Raw genomic sequence first — 18,312 nt, 5'->3', positions numbered from 1 at the left:
TCGGTTCGCCAACGCCCCGCGCTTTCGCGGAGGGCGATATGGACCGGACAGACCTCGAATCGTCTCAAACAAAATTTCAGCCATCTGACATCGTCTCGAGCCTGGGCCCGCCCGCTACACGCGCCATGCGCCAGCAATGCCCTAGAAAAGAGCTTGTCACATCAGCTTTCTGTAATGTAATAACATTACTATTTGACGAGCCTGAACACCTCTCGAACAAGAGCGGGCAGCGATGAACAGACAAGATATCAAACGGTTTCGCGCATGCGGCTCTCATCACGCCGCCATTCGTATTTCCGCACGCTCTCTCTGATGCTCCTCTTCCGGCACGTCTGCAGATCCTGCGGTTCCCGCTGAACAGCAATCGCCAGCTTCAAAATCGCCTCTCACATCTATTCCCTCCCGACAAACTTCGGAGCAAATCAATGACACCGGCACCAATCCCAAGCGCGTTTGCGCGTCTTTTAAAAGTAGCAGCCTTGGCGCTGCTGGCAGGAGCGCCCCTGGCGGCCGCGGCGCAGGAGAACATGGCTGCGCCGGAAGACCAGGTGCTACGTCTCGTCACGGTGAATATGCCGCGCTCGCTCGACCCGACCAACATCGATGCCCAGCGGCTTATTGACAACGGCTTCGCCGAGCCGCTTGTTTATGAATCCTTCGATGGCACGACGCTCTTCAAGGGCCTAGCCGTCAGCTGGGAGCTGGTCGAGCCGACCCTGTGGCGGGTCGAGTTGCAACCGGATGCCGTCTTCTGGAGCGGCGCGCCCGCCGATGCAGAGGCCGTTGCCGCCTCGCTGCGCCGGCACCAGGAAAACAATCCTCGCGCCCGTAGTTCCCTGAAGGACGTGGTGTTCACGCCGGTCGGAAAGACGACGCTGGAGATCCGTACCCTGTCGGAAGATCCAGCCTTTCTCTACAAGACGACGACACTCGCCATCGAGAACGTCGCCATCATCGACGAGCTCGGCGATCAATATGCGACGACGGGTGACATGACCGGCTATTTTCGGCCGGTGGAATTCGTCCCGGGCGAGTTGATCGCTGGTGAACCCTTTGAGAACTATCACGGCAAACAGCCCCTGCTCAAACGCATCGAGGCACGTTTCGTAGTCGATCCCCAGACCCGCTACCTCGCAATGAAGTCCGGCGAAGCCGACATGGACGGCAACGTGCAGTTCGAGCAATTGCGTCTTTACAGGCTCAGCAAGGACTTCACGATCGCGGAACTGCCACGCAGCACGTGGAACATCTGGATGAACTACGACAATCCGCTGCTGAAAGACCTGAAAATGCGCCAGGCCATCAGCCTCGGAGTCGACCGTGACGAGATCGTCAATTCGATCATGGCCCCCTTCGCCGTCATGCCGACCGGGCATTTTCCGGCCGGCCTTCCCTATGCGATCGACCGGACGCAGGTGTCGGACGCCGAAAAGGCGAAGGCTCTTCTCGACGAGATGGGCTGGGTGCCCGGCAGCGATGGCATCCGCGAGAAGGATGGAGAGCGGCTCGAATTCGATCTTCTGACCTACGGCTGGTGGAACACCATCGCCGTCGCGCTGGAGTCCCAGATGCGTGAGATCGGTGTGGCGTTGAACCTGAAAGTGGTGGAACCGGCCGCCTCGAACCAGATCATGCTGGATGGCGCCTTCGACATCGCCACCTACTGCTCCTGCCCGAAGCCGACGGGCGACCTGCACGGCACGCTGAACCAGTGGTACCACACCGACTCCGTGCGCAACTGGCAGGACTATTCGAACGCCGATGTCGATGCCCTGCTCGACGAATTGCGCACCCAAACGGACCAGGAACGACGGTTCGAGCTGGCCAGACAGATCCAGGACATCGTCTTCGATGACACCGGCCTTGTCTGGGTATCGAATACGGCCGTTCTTTCCGTTGCCTTTGCGGCCGATGTGCGCGGCGTCGACCCCGAACGCCCCCGGGACATCACCCCGGGCATGTATATCGCGTCCGAGTAACGCCGGCCCATGCTGCGATATGCACTCAGGCGCGCGGCGGCCGCCGTCGCCGTCCTCTTCGGGACAACCTTGGTGGTCTTTCTGCTGCTGCGGTTCATCCCGGGGGACCCGGCGACGGCCGTCCTTCTCACGATGTTCGATCCGGGAGCGGGCAGCGCCGAGCTCACCATGGCCGACATCGAGGACCTGCGCACGAAACTCGGGCTGTCGGATCCGCTCCCCGTCCAGTACTCCAATTGGTTGGGCCAGATCCTGCAAGGAAACCTGGGAACCTCCCTGCGCAGCCGGCAGCCGATCCTCGGCGAACTGGCGCTACGCATCCCCGGAACGCTCATCCTTGCCGGTGCGTCGCTTGTTGTCATGTTCGCAATAGCGATTCCGAGCGGCATTCTGGGCGCGCTTTACGCCGGACGACCGGTCGACCATGTGACCCGGATCCTGAGCCTGACGGGGGAATCCCTGCCGAACTTCTTTCTGGGTGTCCTGCTGATATATCTCTTCGCGATCCAGCTCGATTGGCTGCCGGCCATCGGCCGGAAAGGTCCGGAGAGCATCATTCTGCCCGCCATAACGCTCGGCACGGGCATTGCCGCCGCCACCTCGCGTCTTCTGCGCGCAAGCCTGCTCGACACGCTTTCCCAGCCCTACATGCTGATGGCAGAGGCGAAAGGGCTGCCGCGTGGACGGCTTCTCATGCGCCATGCGCTGCGGCCTGCCCTGATCCCTGTGCTGACGTCCTCCTCGCTTGTCGCGGGCGGGCTTCTCGGCGGCGCCGTTGTGGTGGAAACCGTCTTTGCCTGGCCCGGTGTCGGCCGCTACATGATCGAGGCCATCGGCGGGCGCGACTATCCGGTCATCCAGGGGTTTACCCTCTTCATGGCCGGCCTGTTCGTCATGCTGAACTTCAGCGTGGATATCCTCTACCGCTTCCTCGACCCCCGGGTCCGCGTGGAGGAACAGGGCCATGTCTGACCGGTTCGGCAGAAACCTTGCCACAAGGCTGCGGTGCGACCCGCCCGGCATTGCCTTGCTCGCTATCGTCGCGGTCCTTGCCGGCATGTGCCTCCTGGCGCCGCTGATCACCAGCGCCGATCCGCTGAAGACTGATTTCGCGGCAATGCTGCTTCCGCCGAGCCTGGCGCATCCTCTCGGCACCGACGATTTCGGACGCGACGTTTTTGCGCGGCTTCTCTATGGAGGCCGGGCCTCCCTGGCTGTCGCGGTCGTCGCGGTCGCGATCGTCATGACCGTCGGCGTTTCGGTCGGGATTGTCGCCGGCTATTTCGGCGGCATTGCGGATCTCGTGCTGACCAAGGTGATCGATGTCCTGCTCGCCTTTCCGCGCCTGGTGCTCGCCATCGCGGTCGCCGCGCTCATGGGCGGCGGCATGCTGCCGCTCATCGTCGCCATCTCGGCAGTCGCCTGGCCAAGCTATGCCCGGATCATCCGGGCCTACACCATGCAAGTCTCGCAGGAGGGATACGTTCTGGCGGCGCGCGCAATGGGGACCCCGGCCCGAAAGGTGCTGGTCCATCACATCGCGTTCAACCTGATCGGACCGATCCTCGTGCTGGCCATGCTGGACCTCGGCAACCTCATCCTCGCCATATCCGCCCTGTCATTCCTCGGCCTCGGCATCACGCCCCCGGCGCCTGAATGGGGCGCGATGCTCAACGAGGGCCGGGCGATGATGGAACTTGCACCCTGGCTGGTGGTGGCTCCCGGAACGGCAATCTTCCTGGTCGTTCTTGCCGCCAACTATTTCGGCGACATCATAAGGGACAGTACCGAAGGACGCGCCGTCCATGGTCCGCGCAACTGGCTTCGCCTGAGGTCCCGGCGCAAGGCGGCTTCCGCGGCGGAGATTGCTTTGAGCGGACAGGCATCGTCGGCGCCGCTGCTTGCCTTCGACAATGTGACAGTCGATGTCACCGATCGGAGATCGCCCTATTTCGGCCGGCGAATCCTTGACGGCGTCAGCCTGAATGTCCGGCGCGGTGAATGTCTCGGCCTGATCGGGGAAAGCGGATCCGGCAAGAGTACGCTGGCATCGCTGGCCCTCGGCCTGACGCGACCTCCCCTCGCCCTCACCTCCGGTGACGTCAGAATGTTCGGCGCGGAGACCGGAAACTGGATCTGGGACGACTGGCGGAAAATTCGCGGCAATCAGGTTGCCCTGATCAACCAGGACCCACTGTCCGCACTTAATCCGGTTTTGCGGATCGGCGAGCAGATCGGCGAGACCATGGCCGTGCACCGGGGCGGCTCGCCGGCGGAGATCTCTGACCGCGTCCGGGAAGTTGTCGGCGAAGTCGGTTTGCCGGAAAGGGTCATCGGGCAGTATCCGCATGAGCTGTCAGGCGGCATGCGCCAGAGGGTCGTCATCGCCATGGCGATCGTCAACCGCCCTGCACTGCTGATCGCGGACGAACCGACGACGGCACTCGACGTCTCTACGCAGATCCGCATTCTCGACCTCCTGGCCAGCCTTCAGGAACAATACGGTCTCGGCCTCATGTTCATCTCTCACGATCTTCGCGTCGTCTCGCGGGTGGCCAGCCGGGTCGTCATCCTGCGCTCCGGAAAGGTCGTGGAGGAAGGTGAAACGTCGCGGCTGTTCACGGCCCCGGAGGACGCCTACACCCGCGAACTGATGGACGCGATCCCGGGCCAGCGCAGGCTTCACAAGCAAATGTTGGAGGCTTGAAGCATGTTGTTGCTTGAAGGCGTCGCCAAATCGTTCAAAAGCCAGCAGGCTGTAACGGATGTGTCATTCGAAGTCTCTGCCGGCGAGATCGTCGGGCTCGTGGGGGTTTCCGGTTCGGGCAAGAGCACGATCGCAAGATGCATTCTCGGGCTTTCCCGGCCGGACCGGGGAACAATCTCCTGGAACGGTCAGCCGCTTGCCGCACGAGAGGTCCGCCGCCTCGCGCGGCGCGAGATCCAGACCGTCTTCCAGGATCCCCGGTCCAGTCTGAACCCGCGTTGGACGGTACGGCGAATCCTTTCCGAACCGCTCGACAACTGGTTCGGCTCAAGCCCCCGTGGGGCGCGGACAGCACGGCTCGAGGCGCTCCTGGCGCAGGTCTCGCTGACGGGCGATCTGCTGGCGCGCTATCCGCACGAACTCAGCACTGGCCAGTGCCAGCGCATCTGTATCGCCCGCGCCCTGGCGCCGGAGCCGAAACTCCTCGTCCTTGATGAGCCGCTTTCGGCGCTCGATGTGTCCGTCCAAGCAAGGGTCCTGCGGATCCTCAGCGACCTGCACGAGCGGACCGGCATCAGCTATCTGCTGATCACCCATGATTTCGCGGTGGTCCGCGACATCTGTCAGCGGGTCATCGTTCTGGACAAGGGGCGGATCGTCCAGAGCGGAACGGTGGAGGACGTCCTGGACCGTGCGAGCGACGCCCGCACCAGATCGCTTCTGGCCGATGTGCTTCCGCTTGCCTTCACAACGCCGCCCACCGACACCGCGATCACAGACGGAGCCGCAAGACATGAGTGATGCACTTTCGGAATTCACCATTGTGCCGGTCGCGGAGATGTCTCTCGGCGAGACACCGCTCGACTGGCCGGACCGTCCGGATACCCTTGCCGGAACACTGGAGATCGCGGGACAGATCGGCGAGCGCTTCCCGTTATTGCACTCCGGTCTTGCCGGGCCGGATGTCCTGGCGGCTGACAACCTCACCGACGCGGACATCGCGCGCGGCATTGCCGACCGCGGGCGCGATGTCGGCAGCGACGAGGACAGGGTCGCATCGGTTCTGTTTCTTCAGACATATGTCTACAGGGTTGCTGCACCCATGCTGGCGGCCTGGGTGCTGCACGGCAGGATCCCGGACGTCACCGCATCCAATCTCGTTCTCCGCTTCAACGGCATCGGACGGCCCCAGGACGTGGCAATGAAAACGCCTCGTGTCTACGCTCTTCCCGGCGACATCACGCGGGACGCTGAGACCGTTACTGTGACGGACCTTACGGATGCCGCCATCAGGGTTCTGCTCGACGGCCATCTCCTGCCCATGACGGAGCGCCTGCGCCAATCACGGAAAATGGGATTGCCGCTCGCCAGGGGTTCCGTCGCCTCGCAGATCGGCATGGCGCTGACCTTCATAGATGCCCAGAGCGCCGTGCCGTGGCAGACGACTGCCCGAATTGCCGTGGAGTTCTTCGAACGAACCGCTGACCTGATTGCAGGACAGGGCAGATCAGGCGACATGCATTACAAGCAGCTTGGTGACCGGGAGGGGGTGACGTTCCGGCGGGGCACCTGCTGCCTCGTCTATCGGGTGCCTGGCAAGGGATACTGCGGCGGGTGCCCGCTCCGCAGCAAGCCGGAACTCCTCGACACCTGGAGCACACGCCTCCTCGCCCGTCCGACAGACAATCTCGTCACGCCGCATGGGCGCTGCGACCTGGAGAGCTAACAGGTTTCGACCGCTCAAAAGCCGTTGACTGACCGGGAAAACCCGCTCGACGGCCATCTGGCCGGAACCCCATCAGAAATCCCAGTCCTCGTCTTCCGTCGCGACCGCCTTGCCGATGACGTAGGACGAACCGGAGCCGGAGAAGAAGTCGTGGTTCTCGTCCGCGTTCGGTGACAGGGACGCCATGATCGCAGGGTTCACCTGGCAGACGCTGTCCGGAAAAAGCGGTTCGTAGCCGAGATTCATGAGCGCCTTGTTGGCGTTGTAGTGCAGGAAGTGCTTCACATCTTCCGTCAGCCCGACGCCGTCGTAGAGGCTTTCGGTGTATCGGCTCTCGATCTCATAGAGATCGAACATCAGCGCGAAGGCGAAGTCCTTGACTTCCTGCCGCTCGGCCTCCGGCAGCCGTTCCAGCATGCGCTGGAACTTGTAGCCGATGTAATAGCCGTGCACGGCTTCGTCGCGGATGATCAGGCGGATAAGATCGGCCGTGTTGGTGAGCTTTGCCCGGCTCGACCAGTGCATGGGCAGATAGAAGCCTGAATAAAACAGGAAGCTCTCCAGGAAGACGCTGGCGATCTTCTTCTTCAGCGGCGAGGAAACCGTGTCGTACTCATCCAGGATCAGGCGGGATTTTGCCTGAAGGAACTCGTTCTCCTCCGACCAGCGAAAGGCCTCGTCGACATCAGCCGTGCGGCAGAGCGTCGAGAAAACGGAAGAATAGCTGCGCGCATGCACCGCCTCCATGAAGGCGATGTTGGTGAGGACCGCTTCCTCGTGCGGTGTCAGCGCATCTACCATCAGTGCAGGTGCGCCGACCGTGTTCTGGATCGTGTCGAGCAGGGTCAGGCCGGTGAAGACCCGGATGGTCAGCTGCTGCTCGTCCTCGTGGAGCGTTGCCCAGCTCTGGATGTCGTTGGAAAGCGGAACCTTTTCCGGCAACCAGAAATTGACCGTCAGGCGGTTCCAGATTTCCAGATCCTTGTCGTCTTGAAGCCGGTTCCAGTTAACCGCCTTGGGCACCTTGTGCGCTTGGCCCGATACGGGGGTGTGAATGGTCATGATCAAGGTTCCCTAAAGTGAGCAGGACACGCAGCCCTGCACTTCCGTGCCCTCAAGGGCCATCTGGCGCAGGCGGATGTAGTAGATGGTCTTGATACCCTTCTTCCAGGCATAGATCTGGGCGCGATTGACGTCCCGCGTCGTCGCGCTGTCGCGGAAGAAAAGCGTCAGGGACAGGCCTTGGTCGACATGCTCGGTCGCGGCCGCGTAAGTATCGATGATCTTCTCGGGACCGATCTCGTAGGCATCCCGGTAATAGTCGAGATTATCGTTGGTCATGTAGGCAGCCGGATAATAGACCCTGCCGATTTTTCCCTCCTTGCGGATCTCGATCTTCGAGACGATGGGGTGGATCGAGGATGTGGCGTTGTTGATGTAGCTGATCGAGCCGGTTGGCGGAACGGCCTGGAGGTTCCGGTTATAAAGCCCGTGCGCCATGACAGCTTCCTTCAGCGCCAGCCAGTCCGCCTGGGTCGGAAGATCGATGCCAGCTTTCTCAAAGAGTTCCTGCACCCGACCGGTTTTCGGTTCCCACTCGCGCTCGGTGTATTTGTCGAAGAAGGAACCGTCGGCGTATCTGCTCTTCTCGAAGCCCTTGAAGCTTCTGCCGCGTTCGCGCGCCAGGGCATTGGAGGCCCGGACGCAGTGATAGGCGACCGCGCAGAAATACATGCTTGTGAAATCGACACCCTCCTCCGAACCGTAGTGGATGCGTTCACGGGCGAGATAACCGTGAAGGTTCATCTGTCCGAGACCGATGGCGTGGCTTTCGTCATTGCCCCGGCGCACAGACGGCACGCTGTCGATGGCGCTCATGTCGGAGACAGCTGTCAGGGCCCGGACGGCGGTTTCCACCGTCGCGCCGAGATCGCCTCCGTCCATCGCCTTTGCGATGTTCAGCGACCCGAGATTGCAGGAAATGTCCGTGCCGAGGTGGCTGTAGGAGAGGTCCTCGTTGAACTCGGATGCCTCGTTGACCTGGAGGATCTCCGAGCAGAGGTTCGACATGTTGATGCGGCCGTCGACCGGATTGGCCCGGTTGGCGGTATCCTCGAACAGGACGTAAGGGTAACCACTCTCGAACTGGATCTCCGCGATCGTCTGGAAGAAACTGCGCGCCCGGATCTTCTTCTTGCGGATGCGTGGGTTGTCGACCATCTCGCGGTATTTTTCCGTGACCGAAACCTGCGAGAACGGCATCTCGTAGACCCGTTCCACATCGTGGGGCGAGAACAGATACATGTCGTCATCTTCCTTCGCGAGTTCGAAGGTGATGTCCGGGATCACGACGCCAAGGGACAGGGTCTTGATGCGGATCTTCTCATCTGCGTTCTCGCGCTTGGTATCAAGGAAGCGCAGGATGTCCGGGTGATGGGCGTTAAGGTAGACAGCGCCCGCGCCCTGGCGTGCGCCAAGCTGGTTGGCGTAGGAGAAACTGTCCTCCAGAAGCTTCATCACCGGAATGACACCGGAAGACTGGTTCTCGATCCCCTTGATGGGCGCGCCCGCCTCGCGAATGTTGGTGAGCAGCAAAGCAACACCGCCACCGCGCTTGGAAAGCTGGAGTGCGGAATTAATGCCGCGTCCGATGGATTCCATGTTGTCTTCAAGACGCAGCAGGAAGCAGGAGATCAACTCGCCGCGCTGTTTCTTGCCCGCGTTGAGGAAGGTCGGCGTTGCCGGCTGGAACCGGCCAGAAATGATCTCGTCCATCAGCCGCATGGCGAGATCCTCGTCGCCGGCAGCCAGGGTCAGCGAAACCATCACCACCCGGTCCTCGAAACGCTCCAGGTAACGTTTTCCGTCGAAGGTCTTCAGCGTGTAGCTGGTGTAATACTTGAAAGCACCGAGAAACGCTGGGAAGCGGAACTTGCGGGCATAGGCAGCTTCGAAGATCGCCTTGACGAAGACCGTGTCGTATTGTTCCAGCACCTCGTTTTCATAGTAGCCCTCGCGCACCAGATAGCCGAGTTTTTCCTCCAGCGAATGGAAGAAAACCGTATTCTGGTTGACGTGCTGGAGGAAATACTGCCGAGCCGCCTGACGGTCGGCGTCGAACTGAATTTTGCCGTCCGTGTCGTATAGGTTCAGCATTGCATTGAGCGCATGATAGTCGAGGTTTGCCGCCGGTGCTGCAGGGCGGTCTAGGACTGTCGTTTCCAAAATTCTGTCATCCCGTGTTGGACGCGGTGGAGGTCGGTTTCGGTTCCGGCAAGCTCGAAACGGTAGAGCAGCGGAACGCCGCATTTCTTCGACACGACATCTCCGGAATAGGCAAAATACGCCCCGAAATTGCGATTGCCGGAGGCAATGACGCCTTTCAGGAAGGATCGGTTGGCGGCATCGTTCAGGAACCGGATCACCTGACCGGGCACAGCGCCCCGCCCCTCTCCATCCGAAAAGGTCGGCAGGATCAGGAGAAAGGGGGCATGGACAACAGGAAGCGTTTCCGACCTGTTCCGCGGGATGCGGAGTGCCGGGTTTCCAAGTTTTTCGATGAACCGATGTGTGTTTCCCGAAGCGCTCGAAAAGTAAACGAGCCGTGTCAAGGACCTAGCTCAGGGCTGCGATCTTGTCCGGACGGAACCCGGCCCAATGATCACCGCTGACTTCAACGACCGGCACCTGCTTGTAGCCGAGCGACTGCACGTGCTCGAAGGCATTCGAGTCTTCACTCAGATCGATGACCACATATTCGACGCCGCGCTGATCGAGGGCGCGATAGGTGGCGTTGCACTGAACGCAGGCAGGCTTGCTGTAAACGGTGACGGTCATGTCTCTTGCACCCCGAAGATGTTTCCAGATTGTGGACGGATGGAGGCACGAGAGAACATGTGGGAGGCACATGCCTTCAAGCGTCGCCCGGACCCGCCGTCCGCTGACGTTTTTCGCTCAAGGCAGGTCTCCTGGCTCACGGGTCGAGGCCATGTCATCCGCCTTCCCGGGGAATCCCAGTGGTTTATGGACAACGGCTCGCCGTTCACAGTTGCGGGGGCAGCGCCGGATTTGCCTTTGGTAGAGCGCACCGGCTTCCCTCTTAGCCGGCAATTCAAAAGAATCGCCAGACCCTGAACACTAGATACAGTATGGGTCGCAAATTTTAAGTCAACATGAAGCGCCAAAAGCTGATAATTTGGGTGGGGAAAATTGGCTTGAGGTCTGAACTTCACTACTCCAGCGTCGTGTCGAGACGCAGACGGCCTGTAGAACTTACACCAATGGAAAGCCTGCCAAGAGATTAGCGCATTGCCTTCAGTCAGACGCCTCTTCCAGGGTGTTTTTCTCAACCTGGGGTACGATTTGTAGAGTTCCATGCCTAACCGAACGCTCAGCGATGACGTGCTCTGCGAAGTGCTGCACTTCGGAGGTTGGCCCTTTGAGAACCCCGATTTCCAGACAGTTGTCGTGATCTAGGTGCACATGCATGCTGGCAACCGTCAGGTCGTGATGATTGTGAAACGTGCTGGTCAGACGCCGCGCCAGATCCCGTGAAGCATGGTCGTAGACATAGCTGAGCACACCAAAGCAAGGCTGACGGGTGTCGGACGTTCGCGCTGCCTGTCCGAGCCCTGCGCGTGCCAGGTCCCGGATTGCTTCAGACCTGTTCTGATATCCCCGCTCCTCAATCAGCTTGTCCAACTCATCCATCAGATCATCGTCCAGAGTGATCGTTACACGCTGCATTGCCATACCTCGAATGAGTATGATGTTTTTCTATAGACATCATACTTTTTGACTCATAGTGTCTGCCGACAGCGGCGACAGCCACGGTCCGCCTGACTCGTCCGGCAGGATATTAGGAGCGATTTCATGACAATGCCAATCTCCGGAACATTGAGCCTCATCGCGTTCTTCCTTTGCCTCGGGATTTCCACGACCGCACTGGCTGCCCCTAAATCCGAGATCGTGCTTGCCATCGGCGGCGAGCCGGATGAAGGCTATGATCCGCTTCTCGGATGGGGCCGCTACGGACATCCTCTATTCCAGTCGACCCTGCTGACGCGCGACGCGCAAATGCGCACCCAGCCCGAGCTTGCGAAGAACTTGTATTTGTCCGAAGACCGGTTGACCTGGACCATAGAGCTTCGTCCGGATGCCAAGTTCTCGGACGGCAGCCCTTTGACGGCAAGAGACGTGGCCTTCACCTTCAACCACGCGAAAACCGCGGGCGGTGAGCTCGATCTCGGTGTCCTAGAGCTGGCAAAAGCAATTGACGACACGACCGTGAAAATCACGCTGTCCCAGCCCTGGATCGCCTTTTCAGGTTTCCTGTTCACGCTCGGTATCGTCCCGGCGGACAGCTACGGGCCGGAATACGCCCGCAAACCTGTCGGTTCGGGCCCTTACCAGATGGTGTCGTGGACCGAAGGCGAGCAGCTCATCGTCAAGAAGAACCCCTACTACTTCGGAAAGCAGTCGCCCTTCGAGCGGATCACGTTCCTGTTTACGAGTGAGGACACCAGTCTTGCCGCCGCCCATGCCGGCCAGGTTGACGTTGTGTCGGTTCCGGCGACTGCGGCCGATGCGCCGCCCGCCGGGTTCAAGCAGATCGCCGTGGACTCCGTCGACAATCGCGGCATGAGCTTTCCAATGCTGCCTGACGAAGGCAAAACTACGCCTGCCGGCAATCCGATCGGCAATGACGTGACGTCCGACCTGGTAATAAGGCAGGCAATCAATCTTGGAGTCGACCGGGAGCAGATCGTGGAAGTCGCCCTTTTGGGTCACGGGACGCCCGCCTACGGTCCAGCTGATGGTTTGCCATGGTCAAACCCCGAAGCGGCCTTAAGCTTCGATCCGCAGGCCGCCCAGGCACTTCTCGACGGTGCAGGCTGGGCGGTCGGCTCCGACGGCATCCGCAGCAAGGATGGAATTCGTGCCAGTTTCCCGCTCATCTTCCCGGCCTCCGACAGCACCCGGCAGGCCATCGTCGTTACGACCGCAGAACAGCTGAAAGCCATCGGCATCGAAGCGGTGCCGCAAGGCAAGAGCTGGGATGACATCGAGCGCCAGATGCACGCCAACCCGGTTCTCTTCGGTTGGGGCAGCCACAGCCCCCAGGAGGTGTACAGCCTATACCAGAGCTCGGTGGGTGGTCGGGGCTATTACAATCCCGGTTTCTTCTCCAACCCGGAGGTCGACGAGCACTTCGCATCGGCGCAGGCATCCGAGAGCCTTGAAGCCTCCTATCCGCATTGGCAGGCCGCCGAATGGGATGGGAAAGCCGGTTATTCAGGCAAGGGCCTGGCCGGCTGGGCTTGGCTCGTCAATCTCGACCACATCTACTATGTCAACGAGTGCATAGACCTCGGCCCGACCCAGATCGAACCTCACGGCCACGGCTGGCCGATCACGTCCCTGATTCAGCACTGGACATGGACCTGCGACTGATCTCATGACGAACAACTGGCCGATCCTCGTGGTAATCCGCATCGTGCGGCTGGCATTGTTGCTGGCCGCCGTTGCGGTCGTAGCATTCGCGCTGGCGAAGATGTCGCCTGTCGATCCGGTCCAGGCTTATCTTGGCCCGGCGATCTCCAAGGTCGGGCCAGAACAACGCGATCTCATCGCGCAGAAATGGGGACTGGATCAGCCCCCCCTCACCCAGTTCGTCAAATGGCTCGGCAACATCGCCCAGGGCGACCTGGGCACCTCCATGACGTATAACGCGCCGGTTGCGGAGGTGCTTGCAAAGCGTGTGCAGGCATCCCTGCCGCTCATGGGAATGGCCTGGTTGCTGTCGGGCCTTCTCGGCTTCGCGCTCGGTGTTACCGCAGGTGCAATGGCAGACACGTGGTTTGACCGCATCATTCGCACCTATGCCTACATCCTCGCATCGACCCCCACATTCTGGCTGGCGATCGTCCTGCTGGTGGTTTTTTCGGTCGGCCTCTCCTGGACACCTGTGTGCTGTGCCGCCCCAATCGGAGTTCTGCCTGAAGACGTGACGCTTCTGGAACGCTTGCATCATCTCATTCTTCCGCTGGTCACGCTGATGGTGCTCGGCGTGGCCCAGATCACCCTTCACACCCGCGCGAAAGTGATCGAGATCATGCAGTCGGATTTCGCGCTCTATGCCCGGGCCCAGGGCGCATCTCTCGCCGACGTTGCGATCAGGCATGGCGCGCGCAATGCTGCACTGCCGGCGATAACGGTGCTCTTTGCGTCGCTCGGTGAACTCTTTGGCGGATCGGTGCTGGCCGAGCAGGTTTTTGCCTATCCCGGGCTGGGGCGCGCCGCTGTGCAGGCGGGTGTCTCGGGCGATGTCCCCCTGCTTCTGGCCGTTGCGCTCTGCCTGACGTTGTTCGTCTCCGTCGGCAACACGATCGCCGACATCCTCTACCATGTCGTCGATCCCCGCATCGGTGCGACTCCCGACATGGAGGTCAGGCCTTGACTCAAGTGCTCGAGACAACGTCCAGCTCTTCTCCGCGTATGCGCATGAACAAGCGCATCCTCACGCTTGCCGCCACGGGGATCGGCGCTGCTGGCATAGCCTTTGTCGTTGCCGGGGCAATTGTCTTCGGCGACTTCGGCATCTCCCCCGACTTTTCCGCAAGACTTGCCGCTCCGTCCTGGGCGCACTGGTTCGGGACCGACCAGTTCGGACACGATATGTTCGCCCGAACCGTACACGGCCTGAATGTGAGCCTGTGGGTCGGCCTGATTGCGGCAACGCTGTCGGCCTTTATCGCGCTCGGCCTTTCGGTGTTTGCGACGACGTGCGGCCGCTGGGCCGACATGCTCGTGTCTTTCCTCGTGGATGCAACCATGGGCCTGCCCCACCTGGTGCTGCTGATCCTTATCTCCTTTGCCCTTGGCGGTGGCACCCATGCGGTGATCGTCGCCGTGGCGACAACACACTGGCCAAGGCTGACGCGTGTCCTCCGGGCCGAGATCCTTCAGCTTCGGCATGCCGATTTCATCGTCGTCTCCCGGCGGTTGGGTAAATCGTGGTGGTTTATCGGACGTCATCATTTCCTGCCCCACCTGTTGCCCCAACTGCTTGTCGGCCTGGTGCTTCTGTTTCCCCACGCCATCTTGCATGAGGCGGGCTTGACGTTCATCGGTTTCGGCCTTGAACCGACCAAACCGGCCATCGGCGTGTTGCTGGCGGATTCAATGCGCTACCTGACGGCCGGCAATTGGTGGCTTGGTCTCTATCCAGGCCTCAGCCTCTTGCTACTCGTCCTTTGTTTCGATGCGATCGGCAACGGGCTGCGCCTGTTGCTGGATCCAAGGCAGGCGCACCGATGAGCTTTCTTCGTCTCGATCAGGTATCGGTCGGTTTCACCCGCTACGACGGCCTCATTCGTCAGCGGGAACTTCGCATACTCGACGGCTTGAGCTTCGGGGTCGAACGGGGTGAGATTGTTGCGCTGATCGGAGCATCCGGTGGGGGGAAGAGCCTTCTTGCGCACGCAATCTTCGGCATATTGCCCACCAACGCGGTCGTGGGAGGCAACATCCGGATCGAGGGAACCAAGCTAGATGCTGCGCTCAGACAGAGGTATTGCGGAGCGCGGATAGTCCTGGTGCCGCAGTCGCTCAGCCATCTCGATCCGATGACCCGGTGCCGCAAGCAGATCGCCTGGGCAGGTCAGCGCGCCGGCCGTCAACTCGACAGCGGGAGCATCGACACCCTGCTTGTGCGCTACGGCCTCGATGAGGTGGCGGCAAACGCGTTTCCGCATCAGCTTTCCGGTGGAATTGCCCGGCGCATGATGATGGCCATCGCGACGGTAGGCGATCCGGATCTGGTCGTCGCCGACGAACCGACAAGCGGACTGGATCCCGCGAACTGTGCAAATGTCCTGGCCCACCTGCGCAATCAGGCAGATGCCGGAAAAGCTGTTCTCCTGATCACTCACAGCTTTGCCGAAGCGCTTCCGTTCGCGAACCGTGTCGCTGTCATGAAAGGCGGTCGCCTCGTTTCCATCGAAACCGCTTCGGATTTCGTGGGTGGCGGCGCGGCCCTCCGGTCACCGTTCGCGCGGGCCTTGTGGTTGGCATTGCCCCAAAACGCGTTCAGCGCTACGGAGGCGAAATGCTGACCGCAAATCGCCTCAGTTTCCGCTATGGCGCAAGAGCGCCCTATGTTTTGCGTGACGTTGCCCTCTCCATCCATCCTGGTGAAATCGTCGGATTGTCCGGCCCTTCAGGGCGGGGCAAGTCGACACTCGGAAGGCTGCTCGCCGGGCATCTGGAGCCAACAAGTGGGACTATCACAATAGACGACAGAGCAGGCTCAAATGGACAGTTCCATCCTGTCCAGTATCTGCACCAATCGCCGATCTTCGCGACAGATCCCCGCTGGCGCATTTCCAGGATTATCGCGGAAGGGTGGTCGCCTGATGAAGTCACCCGCACGGAGCTCGGTATCGATGACAGTTGGTATGCTCGCTATCCGCACGAGGTTTCCGGCGGTGAGCTGCAACGGGTCGCTCTTCTTCGCGCCTTGGCTCCCGGCTTACGCTACCTGATCGCCGACGAAATCACGTCCATGCTTGATCCGGTCGCCCAGGTGGAAATCTGGCAGTTCCTTCTCAAGCGCGTGCGGCAGGGCCTCGGCATTCTGGCAATCAGCCACGATCGGGCACTGCTTGAGCGCATCGCGACGAGGGTTGTCACAATCTGAGACAAATTGGTCTGGGGAGCCGCCCGGAAAGGATCTTCCCGCAGTGTGTTCAGGCGTGGGAGTGCGAAAAGCTCGTGAAAATCATCACGAGTCTGATCGCCACTTTCTTGATCTGTAGACAGGACAACAAAACCGTAATCGCGGAGAGGTACGGAACAAGGCCACCGGAGAGTCCGAAGAGGATCGTCTGCAAGGTCGAGAAGTGGCCGGGCTTGAGCTGCGCCTCGAGGTCGCGCTCATGCACCAGGGCACGTGCGTCCATGTGGGAATGACCGTGTCCATTTCCGTGGGCGTGCATCGTCCCGGTCTGCGGGGCAACGACATGCGTTGGTGCTTTCGGCCCTAATCGGTCATTCGTTTCATCTGCGAAGACGGCTAGCAATCAGACGCCGGCAATGCGGACGCTTTGTTGACCGTCCTGAAACGTGAAAGGAAACAGGCCCTCTTTTTCAAACAGCGTTTGAACTCTCCTGACATTCGGGCTACATACTTCACATCAACCGAGGAGGGAGTATGGGGCCGGAACCGACACGCCAGCGCCTATTGTTGAATGCGGAACGCCTGATGGCAGAAAAAGGCATTGCAGCCACTTCCGTACGCGAGATCACAGACGCCTCGGGGGCAAATGTTGCCTCGGTGAACTATTATTTCGGAAGTAAAAGCGACCTGCTTTTGGAACTTCTGAAGAGCCGCTTTCAGCAATTGGATGCCGAACTTCTGGCGCGCCTCGAAGCGGTGAAAAGCGAACGCAACGGCTCTCCTCCGGGTATCGAGGACCTCACCGGCGCTTATTTCGATGCTTTGGTCAATCTTGGCTTCAATGCGAAAACCGGACAGAGAGACCCGTTCATCTATCTGATCCAGCGGGCCTCTTCCGAACAGGAGAGCGTCCTGATCAATGCGCAGGATTACAGCGCGGCAGGTATATCCAAACTGTTTGACATGCTCGCCACGACGGTCCCAGAACTCGACAGGGACACCCTGCATCCGAAGATGCTGATCGGCCTGATGTTCACGACATCTGTCGACGCCATGGAAGCAATGGCTGCGGGCGAAGACAATGGCGCAATGGTAAATGCCGTCCGTGCGTTCCTCGTTGCCGGGGTCAAGGCCTACCTGTCGAGCCTTAAAAGATCAATTGACACCTGAGAACAGTTGAATTCCATGTCGGCATTTGGCATGACGAACCAGCCGAAGGCGCTTGGATCGATTGGTCCTGCCGCACATTCAATTTCAATACGCTCAGCCATTTCAGGGGAATAGCCAGGCGTCCACATCTGGAGACGCATCATGCGCAATTTCCACTGGGTGGCGCTCGCCTTTGCGGCTGCGCTCGGTACGCAGGCAAGCCTGGCCGACACGATTTCCATCGAAACGGCGAGCGGTCCGGCCGAGGTCCCGTCGCAACCGGCCAAGATCGCCGTTTTCGACATCGCGGCGATCGACACGCTCTCTGCCCTGGGTGTCGAGATCGCCGGTGCTCCGGCAAATCTCTACGTCGACTATCTTGAAGGTGTTGCCGAAGCGGCCGAGCCGGTCGGGACCCTGTTCGAACCGGATTTCGAGGCGATCAATGCGCTGCAGCCGGACCTGATCATTGCAGGCGGACGGTCTTCGTCCCAGGTTGAAGCCCTCTCCACCCTTGCCCCAACAATCGACATGACCATCTGGGGCGACGGCCTCCTGGACCAGGCACGTGCGCGACTGTTCGCCTACGGCACACTTTTCGGCAAGTCTGAAGAAGCCGGCAAGCTGGACCAGGATCTGGCGAACGCGATTGACGCCTTCAAGCAGCAAGGGGCAGCAGCGGGCAAGGCCCTGATCGTTTTGACCAACGGCCCCAAGATCAGTGTCTACGGGCCGGGTTCGCGCTTCGGCTGGTTACACACGGAACTCGGGATCGCCCCGGCTGTGGTTGAGATCGAGGACTCTACCCACGGCGAGGGGGTCTCCTTCGAGTTTATCCGTGACGTCAATCCTGACTGGCTGCTGGTCATCGACCGGGCGGCAGCCGTTGGCGCAGACGGTGCTTCTGCCCGGGAAACCCTGAACAACAAGCTGGTCGCGGAGACGACGGCCTGGAAAAATGGTCAGGTCGTCTATCTGGACGCCGCCAGGATCTACATTTCCGCCGGTGGTTATCAGTCCGTGCTTGGAACCCTGTCCGATCTGTCGGCAGCGTTTTCCAAGGCCAATTGAT

General features: G+C 60.5%; 18 protein-coding genes and 1 riboswitch. Of the genes, 12 read left to right on the top strand and 6 right to left on the bottom strand.

Going from position 1 to position 18,312, the window contains the following annotated elements:
- Positions 1 to 425 precede the first annotated feature (425 nt).
- From FIV03_RS28965 to FIV03_RS28945, 5 genes are read left to right on the top strand one after another with little or no spacing between them, the layout of a single operon-like run.
- On the top strand, positions 426 to 1,979 hold the full coding sequence (locus FIV03_RS28965; protein ID WP_152512260.1) for an ABC transporter substrate-binding protein: 1,554 nt from the start codon (positions 426 to 428) through the stop codon (positions 1,977 to 1,979).
- Between the two features lie 9 nt (positions 1,980 to 1,988).
- Positions 1,989 to 2,951: a nickel ABC transporter permease gene (gene nikB / locus FIV03_RS28960; protein ID WP_152512259.1), complete on the top strand. Its 963-nt coding sequence runs from the start codon at positions 1,989 to 1,991 to the stop codon at positions 2,949 to 2,951.
- Positions 2,944 to 4,686, top strand: coding sequence for a dipeptide/oligopeptide/nickel ABC transporter permease/ATP-binding protein (locus tag FIV03_RS28955; protein WP_152512258.1), 1,743 nt, complete (start codon positions 2,944 to 2,946; stop codon positions 4,684 to 4,686). The genes nikB and FIV03_RS28955 overlap by 8 nt, the downstream gene beginning before the upstream one ends.
- A gap of 3 nt (positions 4,687 to 4,689) precedes the next feature.
- On the top strand, positions 4,690 to 5,487 hold the full coding sequence (locus FIV03_RS28950; protein ID WP_152512257.1) for a dipeptide/oligopeptide/nickel ABC transporter ATP-binding protein: 798 nt from the start codon (positions 4,690 to 4,692) through the stop codon (positions 5,485 to 5,487).
- A complete protein-coding gene (locus FIV03_RS28945; RefSeq protein ID WP_173014018.1) occupies positions 5,480 to 6,412 on the top strand; it encodes a (2Fe-2S)-binding protein in 933 nt (310 codons plus the stop codon). The genes FIV03_RS28950 and FIV03_RS28945 overlap by 8 nt, the downstream gene beginning before the upstream one ends.
- Positions 6,413 to 6,484: 72 nt before the next feature.
- Here FIV03_RS28945 and nrdF read toward each other — a convergent pair whose 3' ends face one another.
- From nrdF to nikR, 5 genes are all read right to left on the bottom strand, one after another.
- Positions 6,485 to 7,474: a class 1b ribonucleoside-diphosphate reductase subunit beta gene (gene nrdF / locus FIV03_RS28940; protein ID WP_152512255.1), complete on the bottom strand. Its 990-nt coding sequence runs from the start codon at positions 7,472 to 7,474 to the stop codon at positions 6,485 to 6,487.
- Between the two features lie 12 nt (positions 7,475 to 7,486).
- Complete coding sequence (gene nrdE, locus FIV03_RS28935) at positions 7,487 to 9,637, bottom strand: class 1b ribonucleoside-diphosphate reductase subunit alpha (protein ID WP_152512254.1); 2,151 nt, start codon at positions 9,635 to 9,637, stop codon at positions 7,487 to 7,489.
- Positions 9,619 to 10,023, bottom strand: coding sequence for a class Ib ribonucleoside-diphosphate reductase assembly flavoprotein NrdI (gene nrdI / locus FIV03_RS28930; RefSeq protein ID WP_055660870.1), 405 nt, complete (start codon positions 10,021 to 10,023; stop codon positions 9,619 to 9,621). Before nrdI ends, nrdE begins: the two co-directional genes overlap by 19 nt.
- Positions 10,024 to 10,027: 4 nt before the next feature.
- The gene (gene nrdH / locus FIV03_RS28925; protein ID WP_055660868.1) at positions 10,028 to 10,249 is read right to left on the bottom strand and encodes a glutaredoxin-like protein NrdH; all 222 of its coding nucleotides are present in this window, start codon (positions 10,247 to 10,249) and stop codon (positions 10,028 to 10,030) included.
- Between the two features lie 103 nt (positions 10,250 to 10,352).
- Positions 10,353 to 10,560: riboswitch (cobalamin riboswitch) on the bottom strand.
- Positions 10,561 to 10,726: 166 nt separating this feature from the next.
- A complete protein-coding gene (gene nikR, locus FIV03_RS28920; protein ID WP_055661094.1) occupies positions 10,727 to 11,158 on the bottom strand; it encodes a nickel-responsive transcriptional regulator NikR in 432 nt (143 codons plus the stop codon).
- A gap of 126 nt (positions 11,159 to 11,284) precedes the next feature.
- Here nikR and FIV03_RS28915 point away from each other — a divergent pair, with 126 nt between their 5' ends.
- The 5 genes from FIV03_RS28915 to FIV03_RS28895 are packed head-to-tail and all read left to right on the top strand — an operon-like array spanning position 11,285 to position 16,112.
- Positions 11,285 to 12,865: an ABC transporter substrate-binding protein gene (locus tag FIV03_RS28915; RefSeq protein ID WP_353622194.1), complete on the top strand. Its 1,581-nt coding sequence runs from the start codon at positions 11,285 to 11,287 to the stop codon at positions 12,863 to 12,865.
- Positions 12,866 to 12,869: 4 nt separating this feature from the next.
- A complete protein-coding gene (locus FIV03_RS28910) occupies positions 12,870 to 13,871 on the top strand; it encodes an ABC transporter permease (protein ID WP_152512253.1) in 1,002 nt (333 codons plus the stop codon).
- Positions 13,872 to 13,876: 5 nt separating this feature from the next.
- Positions 13,877 to 14,731, top strand: coding sequence for an ABC transporter permease (locus FIV03_RS28905; RefSeq protein ID WP_353622195.1), 855 nt, complete (start codon positions 13,877 to 13,879; stop codon positions 14,729 to 14,731).
- On the top strand, positions 14,728 to 15,528 hold the full coding sequence (locus tag FIV03_RS28900) for an ATP-binding cassette domain-containing protein (RefSeq protein WP_152512252.1): 801 nt from the start codon (positions 14,728 to 14,730) through the stop codon (positions 15,526 to 15,528). The genes FIV03_RS28905 and FIV03_RS28900 overlap by 4 nt, the downstream gene beginning before the upstream one ends.
- Positions 15,522 to 16,112, top strand: a complete 591-nt coding sequence (locus tag FIV03_RS28895) for an ATP-binding cassette domain-containing protein (protein WP_055660858.1) — start codon at positions 15,522 to 15,524, stop codon at positions 16,110 to 16,112. The genes FIV03_RS28900 and FIV03_RS28895 overlap by 7 nt, the downstream gene beginning before the upstream one ends.
- A 49-nt stretch (positions 16,113 to 16,161) precedes the next feature.
- Here the strand turns inward: FIV03_RS28895 and FIV03_RS28890 are convergent, their stop codons facing one another.
- Positions 16,162 to 16,374: a hypothetical protein gene (locus FIV03_RS28890; protein ID WP_055660856.1), complete on the bottom strand. Its 213-nt coding sequence runs from the start codon at positions 16,372 to 16,374 to the stop codon at positions 16,162 to 16,164.
- Between the two features lie 251 nt (positions 16,375 to 16,625).
- Here FIV03_RS28890 and FIV03_RS28885 point away from each other — a divergent pair, with 251 nt between their 5' ends.
- Entirely contained in the window at positions 16,626 to 17,261 is a 636-nt protein-coding gene (locus FIV03_RS28885; RefSeq protein WP_152512251.1) for a TetR/AcrR family transcriptional regulator, read from the top strand.
- Between the two features lie 141 nt (positions 17,262 to 17,402).
- Entirely contained in the window at positions 17,403 to 18,311 is a 909-nt protein-coding gene (locus FIV03_RS28880) for a siderophore ABC transporter substrate-binding protein (protein WP_152512250.1), read from the top strand.
- The last annotated feature ends 1 nt before the right edge of the window (position 18,312 follow it).

The sequence above is a fragment of the Labrenzia sp. THAF187b genome (assembly GCF_009363375.1).
GTDB lineage: Bacteria > Pseudomonadota > Alphaproteobacteria > Rhizobiales > Stappiaceae > Roseibium > Roseibium algicola.
This window is presented reverse-complemented; position numbering and strand designations above follow the sequence as displayed.